This window comes from Stieleria neptunia (assembly GCF_007754155.1).
Classification (GTDB): domain Bacteria; phylum Planctomycetota; class Planctomycetia; order Pirellulales; family Pirellulaceae; genus Stieleria; species Stieleria neptunia.
In genome coordinates, this window is the sequence record NZ_CP037423.1 from 1,261,285 (window position 1) to 1,272,718 (window position 11,434).

Genomic DNA, 11,434 nt, shown 5'->3' on the forward strand with positions numbered 1-11,434 from the left:
TCGTCTGCCGAAAGGCCAACTCAATCGAGACGGGTGACGACGACGTAGTAGGCGCCCAACTCACCTTCCTTGATTTCAAAATACGGGGCGAGCTGATGCGAGCCCTGCTTCAGTTCGGTGACGAAGCGGACCTCTTCGGCGTCGGGCTCGACGGGTTTCCGGTCAAGATCCTTGCCGTCCAGACGCAGGACACCGTGGGTCGCACCGATGGGGGTTCCTGGCGTGACACGAAAAGCCGTCGCCGCTCCCGGAACATCATCGCCCGCAGGAAGCGGTGCGTTGATCGCGGCTCCCGACTCGGCCGGCCAGCGACGCAGCGAGACTTGGTACTTGCCATCCCGGATCACCTTGACCGCCCAGTGGCCCTTGTGAACGAGTTTTCCGGAGGCCTTCAGTTCGATCGCCGCGCGGATGGAGCCCTGGTGCCAGGGGGGATAAACCTCCTGGATCCAGTCGTGCGCGGTCAAGCTGACGACGGGGTGTTCGGGATGGCCGAGGTAGATCTCGGTCGTCTGCGAGAAGGTCGGTTCGAGTTCGGCCCACCATTGCTCATAAAACGCGCGCATCTTCGCGACGACATTCGGACGTTTTTTTGCAATGTTGTTCTTCTGACCCGGGTCTGCGGCGATGTCGTACAGCTCTTTGCCGTTGATCAGCCGATACTGTTGCGACATGACCGATGAGCCACGCCATTTGATCGGATCGCGAACGCGTTGCGAATCGCTGATCACAAAACGCTCGGGCCAATCGACGTCTTGGGTCGGGTCGAGCAAGCTGGCAATCGAGACGCCATCAAACGTCACCGATTCAGGCTTCGGCACCCCGGTCATCTCCAGCAAGGTTGGAACGATATCGACGGCGTGGGTGAGTTGGTCGACATGATGCTGTTTCGTCAGGCCACCGGCAGGCCAATGCAGAAAGAACGGCACGCGGTGGCCACCGTCATACGGGCTCCCTTTGCCGGCACGCATCCCGGCATTGTAGATCTTTGCACCGCTGGCCGTTCCGTTGTCCGTCGTGAAAATGAAGATGGTGTTCTCGGCGATCCCAAGTTCTTCGATCAGCTTGCGGGTCTTGCCGACGTTGTCATCGATGTTGGTGATCATGCCGTAGAAAGCGGCGATGTTGTCGGATTGGTCCGGATACAGATCGAGGTATTCTTGCGGGCAATGCAGCGGGCCGTGCGGAGCGTTCGTCGAGATGTAGGCAAAGAACGGTTGCTTTTGTTTCGCACACGTGCTGATGAAGTCGGAGGCACGAGAAAAGAAGACGTCGGTACAGAAGCCTTTGGCCGGAACGATTTCACCGTTGTGAAAGTAGGACCCGTCGAAGTAGGCGTTGTCCCAGATGTCCGGCGTTTGGCCGACACCGCCACCGCCGTGTCGAAAGACCTCTGTAAAACCGCGGTCCTCCGGGCGATAGGGATAGTTGTCGCCGAGATGCCACTTCCCGAACATGCCTGTTTCGTAGCCGGCGTCGGCGAACATCTGACCGACGGTGACTTCGTTCTCACGCAGCATCGAACGCCCCATGATCGTGTGCCAGACCCCGGTGCGGTTCGTCCAGTGGCCGGTCAAAAGCGAGCAACGCGTGGGAGAACACGTCGGAGCGACGTGGTAATCGCGCAAGCCGGAACTTTCCGCTGCCAACGTGTCGATATTTGGCGTCTTGATAATCGGGTTCCCCGTGCATCCGAGGTCGCCGTAGCCCTGGTCGTCGGACATGATCAAGATCACGTTGGGACGAGCGGCCTGGGCCACATGCCCCAGCCCCCACGACAACGTCGAAAGTAGCGCGAAAGCGAATAAAGCAATGCCAGATGTCTTCATCTTATTCCGTTCCTCAAGGGTAAAAGTTTTCAGAGATGAATCGCAGGGGGACAAGTGTTGGTTCGCAGGCTTTAGGGACCATCCAGCTTAGTTCGATCGGTTTTTCGAGTACGATGGCCCTTCCGGGCCGTCGTCCGTTGGACTCCCGACGACGACCTGGAAAGGACGTCGTACAACGGTCCGCTGACCGCATTACACTCAACCGACGAGATCATTAGGATTCGTCGCGTTTCGCATCGCTCCTAAGCTGGACGGTCCCTTTAGCCGCCCACTCTCGCTGCGTCGCAGCGACCGGGAATCGCCTCAAGGCTAAACACCAACGGTTGCTGAATACCTTTTGACTTAGGTCCGTGCCATTGTGCATGAGAGATGCTTTCACTGGTACAAAGCACTCGGTTTCACGATCATTTCCTCTTGTGTTCGGTGGTGCGCAATCCGATCTGGGACAGGTCGATCGGGACGATGCCCATTTCCAGTGCGGGAGATCCCGGCTTGAATCGAAAGTCGCCGTGTTCCGGGTCGACGAACATCGGGTCTGCAGCCCGACTGTTGGCGTCTACTCCATCGGCTTGCTGTTTTTCCAGCATCTGTTTCCCCAATTCGGGATCCACCGCGCTGTAGTAGAGATTGAAGTCGGTCTCGGCGTCCTTCGATCGAGCCAACTCACGCCCTCGGCTATCTTCGGTTTTGCGTCCTTTGCCGGGAGCCAATTCATCGATGAAGGTTGCCTCGTTGCCGACGGAATAGAAGATGTTCCGCTTGATCACGGCACCCTCCATCGGCCCCTCACGCAGCGACAGGTAGTAGCCCCGAGGCGGCGCAAGGACATCGGCCACGATGTTGTTTTCGGCTCGATTGTTCAGCTTCAAAATGATCCCTTGCGCCATGCACTTGTAAATCAGATTCTCCGCAATCAGCGTGTCTCGCTGCCCGCCATCGGTTCGAATCGCCGCCTGCATCAGCATCGGGGTCACCAGGTGGTGGATGTAATTGCGACGAATCACATTTCCGGCACCCGCGCCGCGAATGTAGATTCCGTTGCCGTCACCCATGGTTTCCATCACATGACGGATCTCGTTGTATTCGATCGCGTTGTCACGAGAGTGAAGATAGGGTCGAACATCTTCCAGCGTCGGATTGCGCGGCAAGTCTCTGACCTCGTGGTGCCTGATCGTCCGGCAAAGCTCGCGGCCGTTTCGGTCAAAGAAGTGCGTCATGAAACCGGAGACGATGATTCCGCAGTAGGGCATGTCATGAATCAAGTTGTTCGCCACACGGTTGTGACCGCTTTGCCAGACCAGAATTCCGGGCGAATGCAGATAGATACGCCCCAGGTGATGAATGTGGTTGTTGAACACGAGGTTGTTTCGATTCACGTCCTTGGTTCCCGGGCCGTATCCGCACAGCAAGATGCCGGCCCCTCCCAGGTACTCGATCTGGTTGCCCGAGATTCTGTTGTCTTGGCCGTGCAAATCCACGCGGATCGCGCCGCTGCCGCTGTGGGCAAATCGACATTGCTCGATCACACAGTTCTCGGTGCCGCGTAGCCGAACCAAGGCATTGGCTTTGTCGTGCATGTCCCAATCGTGCTGCAGGCCCGCATCGTCCGCGGTCAACCGATAGCGTTCGCCGTGCATGAACGTCAGACCGCGAAAGCACAGATTCCGAGCCGGGATGTCCTGCGGCCCTTGTTTGTCGATTTCACCTTCGATGCGAATCAACTCCGTCAATTGGGGCGCCACCACGGGGGACTGGTTTCGCGGCCAGAGGTAGACCTTGCCCTGCTTGGTATTGAGCACCCATTCGCCCGGTTCGTCGAGTTCCTCCAGCACATTCTCCACCCAGCACGACTCGACGGTGGGCAAGAAATGCAGCTTGTTCATCGCATAGGTTGCGTCGATCGACGTGCTTGCCATCTGTTTGTTTTCGTCCACCGATGCCAACGGCAGCACATTGGAAATCCAGGCATGATGTGGACGGACAATGATTTCCACGTCTTCCACATTCGGCCAATTCTTCAACCGGCCCTCGGGGAAATGAAGCCGGTTGCGACTGCCGCCGCGGAGCGGGATGAAACCTGCCGAACGGGCTCGCGGCAGCATGCCTTCGGCATCATAAAGCGTAAAAAACTGATCCGAGATGTCCGCCACCCACACGTGACCGATCGCCGCGTCCGGTAAGCCCGGCAGATCTTCGGTGGCCTTCTTCCACCCGTCGATCGCTCTACCGGAACTGAAGACGGGGGTCTCGCCGGGATAGGCGGCATAGGTGACGGTTGCATCGCCCTGTGGAGAATCTTGCAACCCGAACACAACGGTCTCCGTCAGTCGGTACGTTCCGCCGCGGACGAGGACCACAAGATCTTTGGACGGACGCTCTCCCAATTCCCGGATCGCATCACGTGCCCGTTGCAAGGTTGCGAAAGGTCCGTCGTTTCCCTGTGCATTGGGTTCTGCCAGCGTGCCCGACCAGTTGTCCGATCCATTGGTGGAAACGTACCAATCGGCATCGGCATCGGTCTCGGCAGCTGGGCAAACACTTCCGGTCACCAGGACCAGCAACAAAACCAATCCACTTTTCATGTTGTTCATTTGCTGCTTACTGTTGATAACTGTTCCACGAAGAACTGCACGCTGCGGTCGACAATGGCATGGAATGACGGTTCAATCTCCGCGCCCACCTTTCGCCAGTTGTGCCCGGCATTTCGAACGATCAGGACCTCGACCGGTGCCCCAAGTTCTTCCGCCTTCTGTTGCATGTACCACGCGTGCTTGACCGGGATGGTGGTGTCTTTGTCACCCTGAATCATCAGCAGTGGCGGGCTGTCCTTGGACAGATAATTGATCGGGCTCATTTCGCGGTAGCGGGGCAACTTGTCTTTCGGGTCGGCATCCGACTCCAGAATCCGGCCTCCAAAGCGGTCTGCTTTCTTGGAGGAATCAGACGTCTGAAACAAGTCAACTTTTTCAAAATCGCAGGGGCCATACCAAGAGACGCCGGCGACGATGTTGTAGTTGGCATCCGCGAGACTTGGATCTCCCGGCAAGCTTTGCGGGGTCGAGAGCAGCAGCATTTGTGCGATCTGTCCCCCGGCGGAATCGCCCATCACAAAAAATCGAGTGGAATCCAGGTCCAGCGCATCGCCGTTGCGGGCTAAGTACCGCGCCGCATCCTTGCAATCGATCACGCAGTCACGCATCACGACCCCGCTGCCCTTCTTGACGAGCCGGTAATCGACCGTCGCCACGCAAAACCCTCTGTCGATCAGCTTCTCAAACAGCGGCTTGAACAAGCCCTTGGTGACGCCATGTCTGCTACCGGCCGCCCAGCCTCCGCCATGCGTGTAGAGGATCAACGGAAACTTGCCGTCACGATTGTTTGTTGGGTAATAAAGGTCCAACGACAACTTTTTGCCACGGACCTGTTTGTAGACGACATCGAGCTTCCGCTCGCCTGCTGTCTCCAAAGCCGCCGGCAATCGCTTGTTCGCCTTTGTCGCTTCCTGCGAAAAGCAAGGCTGTGCGAACGATGCAGCGAGCGCACAGAAAATAATCAGTTTCGTTGATCCATTTCTCATCTTCCGGTCCCTTCTCTACACGTCAAAAAAAGCAACGACCGCGAGCTTGAAAACTCAATTCACTGGCGTGGTTTCCGTTTCGCTTTTTCCGGAGCACAGGTAGACCGCGAATCCGAAGATCGCGATGACGACGAAGCAAAGTAACGGCAAGAAGAACGACACGCGAACGGATTCCAAAGCTTGCCCGGCAATCGTCATCCCTGGGCCGTCAATCAATCCGCCTTGATAGCGTGGCATGAACGCGCCGCCGACGATTGCAAAGATCAATCCTGCCGATCCCAGCTTGGCGTCGTTGGGCGTCAACCCGCTCAGAGCGATACCGTAAATGGTCGGGAACATCAGCGACATGCAGGCCGAAACGCCGATCAGACAATACAATCCCGGCATGCCTTGGATGAAAATTGCTCCCGTCGTCAGCAATCCACCGCCGACGGCCAGGATTCCCAGCAGCAATCCGGGCGACAGGTATTTGAGGATAAAGGTGCAAATGAATCGACTGGCCAGAAAGATCACCATCGCGATGATGTTGTAGTTCTGGGCCTGCGCCGCGCTCAGTCCCACCAGCGTCATTCCGTAGTGAATGATGAACGTCCAGCACATGATCTGCGCGCCGACGTAAAAGGCTTGAGCGACCACACCGCCGACGTATCGCCAACTCGTCAACAGGTGCTTGAGCAGCGCCTTTAGCTCAATCTTCTCTTCCTCATGTCCCGTATCGGGCAACTTCGAGACGGCGAATACGACGAGCACCAACAACACGACGACGGCAATCACAACGTACGGCGTTTTCACGACGTCCAAATCATGAGCCACCATTGCTTGCCGAGCGTCAGCAAACTCCTCGGCATGCTGCTCCATCGCCGTGGTGATCAAACCATCCACTTCACTGGGCAACATCGTTGCGTATTCCGGGTGCGCCTGCAGTTCAGTCTCCCGGAACTCCGACACCTGGAGAGCCGGCAAGATGAACGTACTGGCGACCACCATACCGGTCAGCGATCCGATCGGGTTGAAGGCTTGGGCAAGATTCAGTCGCTGCGTCGCCGTTTCGCGCGGGCCCATCGAAAGGATGTACGGGTTTGCGGTCGTTTCTAAAAACGCCAGCCCGAAGGTCAGGACATAAAAGCCGACCAGGAAGACGTTGAAGTTCATCATCATGCTGGCCGGAATCGTCAACAGAGCACCGACGGCGTACAGCAACAAACCGACGATAATGCCGGACTTGTAGGAAACCTTGCGGATCACCAACGCTGCCGGGATCGCCATCGTCGCGTAACCGCCATAGAACGCCCATTGAACCAGACTGCTCTGCGCGTTGCTGATCAGGAAGATCTCTTTGAACGCCCGCACCAACGGGTTAGTGATGTCGTTGGCGAATCCCCAGAGCGCAAAGAGCGTCGTGACAATCACAAACGGATAGATGAATTGAGTCGGCACCACGGGCAAATCGCGCGCTGGGCCATCGGTCGCTGGGCCATCTGTCGCCGTCTCGGCCGTCGGAGTGTCTTCGTCAGTCATTCGATTCCTTACTGCATGCTCTCAGGGGTGTGGGCGGAGGCATCCTCCGGCAGAAAGCATTTGCGTCGCAACGATTTTCTGCCAGAAACCAGACGGTAGTTGAATCCAACGCCTCTGGAATATTGATTCGCAACATCGTTATAACGAATTGCGGCACTGCGGCGACGCAACGGGACGCAAAAGAGACGGTCACGGGCCAGGCGGCGGGCGAAAGCGACTCGCGTTGGCGGGCGTGAATGGGCGGGCCGCGTGGCGTTTTTCGCTCCAACGCAGGCCAGAAAGGTCGCTTCGGCGTCGAAAAATTGTTTGACCACCAAATCTTTTGACCCATATCCGCTCGGCCGTATTGACCCGTTCGGCTTGCTAGGATCGAGCGGAAGTGCGTGGTCCGTAGACCGGAAGTGGTTTGCCACGTTCGTATGCACCAAGATCCGGCGCCTCTCCGATGAAGCCATCTGTCAGCGTCGGCAGCTCGCAACCGGCATCCACTGCAGCCGATCCCTCGCGAAGCCGGAAATCGAGTTCTTCCAGCTTGTAGACGCGTGACCGATCGTTCGGGTCGAGTGGTTCCACGCCTTCAAACACGTCGTAATCCAGCATGACGCCGTGTTTCTCCTGACCCGTTGCCGCACTGAATGCGTCGAGCGATTGAAACCACTGCGTGCCGTTGCCCGGACCATCCTTGATTCCGCGGGAGGACAGCGTGAAATCTTGGAGTCGATCAGTCGGTTGCGCCCATTGGAACAACGGCTTTGCCTCGGGCTTCGTTCGGTAGCCATTGTAGTCAAAGGAGGTGTACGACGTGTAACTCATCGACGAAAGCGTCGGCTGATCCGGGAGGTGCCCCATGAACAGATTGTTTCTGAAATGGCCGTTGGAGTATTGGCGCACCCTTGTTTCAGTGCAGAACGTATTGTTGTAGACGACCATCCCGGTTGGTCGGGCGGAGAATTTTAGCGAGTCTCCGGAGGTGTGGATGACGTTTCGAATGAAGTAGGCCGGGCCACCAAAAACAGGTTGGCTGCTCAGGGCCGAATGCCAAACGTTGACCCCGCGATTGTCATAGACGCGGAGATTGTGGGCGCCGCCATCGGTCTCGATAAAGTTATCCGCCATCACAAAGATGTCGTTGTTGTAGAAATCAATCGAGGCGCAATGCTCGCCGGGACCTCCTTCCGGCCGCCCATGGGTATCGATGCAGATCGCGTCGTGGTAATAGGCGATGTAGTTGTGGCAAACGACATGTCCCTGGCCGTAAACCTTGACGGCGTTGTAGGACGTAATCGGCGCGGGATCTGGGACTCTCGCCCAACCGTGAACCCGGTCGCGGTCATGCATCCCGATCATGGTGTTGTCGGCAATGTAGAAGTCATTGGATTTGGCCCAGTGAGTCATCACACCCTGTCCGACTTTGTCCATCTTGCAATTCACCACGGAAAGTCCGGAGCAGCCCAATACCCGTTTTAGCCCTGCGTAAAACGCGATCTCTGTATTGACGATCGTGAGGCCTTCGAAGTAGTGGTGATCGGCAGCCATCACATCGAACAAGCGATAGTTGCCTTCCCCGTCGAAGATGACTTCGCCGTCGCCCGCGGCTTTGATGGTGATGGGCCGTTCCGCAGTGCCGTCTTGGGTGAGCACGTAGGTTCCGTGAAAATCGAGTCCCAACGGATTGGCGTATTTGTATCGCTCGCCTTTGTACAGACCCGCGTGAACCAAAATCGTGTCACCGGGTTTCACGCGGGGTTCGGAATACAACCACCAATCACCGCTGCCGTTGTAGCCGTGATAGGCCTCGTTCAAACCGGTGAAGGCGGGCTCTTGGCGAGGTCCTTCGTAACCGAGCGGGTAGACATGGTAGACCTTGCCGTGTTCGTACGGCTTGGGAACGGCGCGGGTCGTGATTATTTCAGTGTTCGTCGCGACACCGATCAGACCGTCGGGGTCGGACATCGTGAATTCACATTCGTAGGTGGTGTCCGGATCCAGGCCAAACAGACTGCCGGCGAACATGTTGGGCGTCTCATACACGTCACGTTGTTCGTGCCCCCAAATCTTTTCTCGTTGGATGCGCAACAAAGGCAACCCCTCGCGCCATTGGGACTTGCCCACCTCGCGAAACCGGACGGTTACCTTGGCGTTGTGGTTTTCATCGCCGGAGACGTACCATTCGAATCCCGCATTATTCAGCGTCGGCCGCTCGACATAGAACTGCTGGGGAACCACGGTGTCATCCGGCAAGGCGGAAAACTTGCCGTCTCCCACGACCGGTGGACGCACCGTCTTTGATTGGGCGCTGGCAATGCTTGGTCCGAAGAGTAACGCGGCGAACATCAGCGAATGAATCGTGGACTGGCCAGTTGAGTTGAATTTCATGTCGTGAGCCGAGTAGGTGAGTGAATTCCTAAGCTGCATGACCTCCCAAAGCGGGAGGGGCAACGTCCGATGGTTGTTGTCCAACCGTTCCCTCGTCTATTTCTTTTTCGAATCGAAAGCTCGAGTGACCCGATATCGAATACCGTTGTTGGTCGCTTCAATGACTTCGATGCGAGCGCCTTGGATCTCAACTACCTTCGAGTCGGCAAGATCGTATTCCACAAAGGTATCTTGTGATGGCCTGGTGATGTTCTTCCAAATCTCCCGGTAGGCCAGTTTGATTTTGGTCCCCGTTTTGCCGCCATAAACCAATGACCGCTGAAGTGCGTCTGGTGAAATGGCTGGCCGAGTCGTCCTGGTGATGCCTTTGGCTTTGGTGTTGATGGCCTGGTAGAAATTCGTAATCACGCCAATGGTTTTGCCGTCGTTGGAATAGTGAAACGACCCTTGTAGCGTGATCGCGCCCGGAGCTTTCTTGACGCGACCGGCATCAGGTCCATCCGCCGGCGAATAGGTTTCCCAGCCGATGCTGTCCCCGCCTCGGAAGTAGTACCCAGGCGTCAGGGCGTATGCCCCATCTTTGCCGAAAGTAATTTCTTCTGACAGAAAAATGGCGGCTCGCTGATAGAGATCACCTTGATGCAAAATCTCCTCTCCGGCTTGAGCGGTCGATTCTGTATTGAGTGCAGGCGTAATTCTCTCTTCGGCGATAGCCTGGCGGGCGAGGCCTGTCGCAAGAAGACAGAACACAGCTGTCAAGAGGGAATGGAAGGAGCGGTGTTTCATGATCAATGTGATTTTTTGCCTGGTTTTAATTCGGCTTCCTTTGCCGCAGGACGAGCGCCCCACCACGAAGCCAGCATTGAACCCGAAATGTTCATCCATGGACCAAAAATCGCAGGCGCGAGAGCGGCCAGCGGATCCTTCAGTGTGTTGATCGCCAAGGCCGTCGCCATGCCTCCATTCTGAAGTCCCACTTCAATAGCCACGGTACGGCAGCTGCTCTCATCTAACTTGGCCAGCCGAGCCCCATAGAACCCGAGCACGTATCCGGCCGCATTGTGCAAAACGGAAGCCGCCACCAATGCCAGACCAATCGTCAGGAGCTTGTCGCGTGAGCCGGCGATGATGATTCCTACGATGAAGCAGATTCCAGCCATCGCGATCAACGACAACACTCGATCGATCCACCGGCCGCGCCGATTCAGCGCGCGCAAAATACTGTTGGCGATCAAGCCGAACGCGATGGGAACGATAATGATCTTCGTAATGTTGATCACCCAATCGAGGAAGACAATTTCCACCAGAGTGCCCGCCAGTAGGTACATCAACAGCGGAGTCAAGACCGGGGCAAGCAGTGTGGAGCACGCCGTCATCGTCACGGATAACGCCACATTTCCTTTGGAAAGGTAGGTCATCACATTCGAGGCAACACCACCGGGACACGATCCAATCAAGATCACACCTGCGGCGACGGCCGGCTCGAAACCAAATGCCATGGCCAACGAGAATCCCAGCAGTGGCATGATGGAAAACTGAAGGACAATCCCGATCAGCACGGCTCGCGGCATCTTCAGAATTCGAGTGAAATCCGAAAGAGTCAAGGTCGCGCCCATGCCGAACATGATCAACTGAATCAGCGGGACGATCAGCGTCTTGAGTTCAAAGTTGCCCCAACGGATGAAGACGGGTGGATAGCAAAATGCAATCAACACACATGCCAATACGCAAACGGTAAACGCAGCCTTTCTCAGGCCCGCTTGAACGGTTGCGAATGCGGATGACCCGCCATCTTCAGCCATGTCTTGCTCTTCTGTTGTGGACGAGTTTAACGAAAGCCGTCAGGGTTTGATGCCTCGTTGTCTTCCTGGTGGTGTGGACTTTCCAGCAGGTGTTTCCTGAGCAGGTCCTCGGCGTAATCGTTACCGGGTTCGCGGAATACCGTGTACATATGTTTGACTGGGTCAGCGCTTGCGTCCTGGACGATACCCCCAAGCTGCAATCACTGTACTTCCTTTGTCGTTCGTCTGCATGGCGCGTGGGCGCGTCTCCGCATGCAAGTCGGAAATTTGCGTTTCATTCAACGCACGGTACGGTCAATCGGTGTCAAGAAGTCCGTTTCACTGATTTCTAC

The 11,434-nt window shown here is 56.6% G+C and carries 7 protein-coding genes; all 7 read right to left on the reverse strand.

Translation table 11 applies throughout. The features are described 5' to 3' along the window. Positions 1-20: 20 nt before the first annotated feature. The 7 genes from Enr13x_RS04470 to Enr13x_RS04500 all read right to left on the reverse strand — a co-directional run bounded on the left by Enr13x_RS04470 (position 21) and on the right by Enr13x_RS04500 (position 11,102). Positions 21-1,829: an arylsulfatase gene (locus tag Enr13x_RS04470; RefSeq protein ID WP_145384906.1), complete on the reverse strand. Its 1,809-nt coding sequence runs from the start codon at positions 1,827-1,829 to the stop codon at positions 21-23. Between the two features lie 404 nt (positions 1,830-2,233). Then, the gene (locus tag Enr13x_RS04475) at positions 2,234-4,411 is read right to left on the reverse strand and encodes a right-handed parallel beta-helix repeat-containing protein (RefSeq protein WP_197455778.1); all 2,178 of its coding nucleotides are present in this window, start codon (positions 4,409-4,411) and stop codon (positions 2,234-2,236) included. 5 nt (positions 4,412-4,416) lie between these two features. Continuing rightward, entirely contained in the window at positions 4,417-5,406 is a 990-nt protein-coding gene (locus tag Enr13x_RS04480) for an alpha/beta hydrolase (RefSeq protein WP_145384908.1), read from the reverse strand. Positions 5,407-5,460: 54 nt separating this feature from the next. Next, positions 5,461-6,924, reverse strand: coding sequence for an L-fucose:H+ symporter permease (gene fucP, locus Enr13x_RS04485; protein ID WP_145384909.1), 1,464 nt, complete (start codon positions 6,922-6,924; stop codon positions 5,461-5,463). A 363-nt stretch (positions 6,925-7,287) separates the two neighbouring features. Next, positions 7,288-9,300, reverse strand: coding sequence for a hypothetical protein (locus tag Enr13x_RS04490; RefSeq protein ID WP_145384910.1), 2,013 nt, complete (start codon positions 9,298-9,300; stop codon positions 7,288-7,290). A 96-nt stretch (positions 9,301-9,396) separates the two neighbouring features. Further along, positions 9,397-10,185, reverse strand: coding sequence for a hypothetical protein (locus tag Enr13x_RS04495; RefSeq protein ID WP_145384911.1), 789 nt, complete (start codon positions 10,183-10,185; stop codon positions 9,397-9,399). Continuing rightward, the gene (locus Enr13x_RS04500) at positions 10,089-11,102 is read right to left on the reverse strand and encodes a bile acid:sodium symporter family protein (RefSeq protein WP_145384912.1); all 1,014 of its coding nucleotides are present in this window, start codon (positions 11,100-11,102) and stop codon (positions 10,089-10,091) included. The genes Enr13x_RS04495 and Enr13x_RS04500 overlap by 97 nt, the downstream gene beginning before the upstream one ends. Between the last annotated feature and the right edge of the window lie 332 nt (positions 11,103-11,434).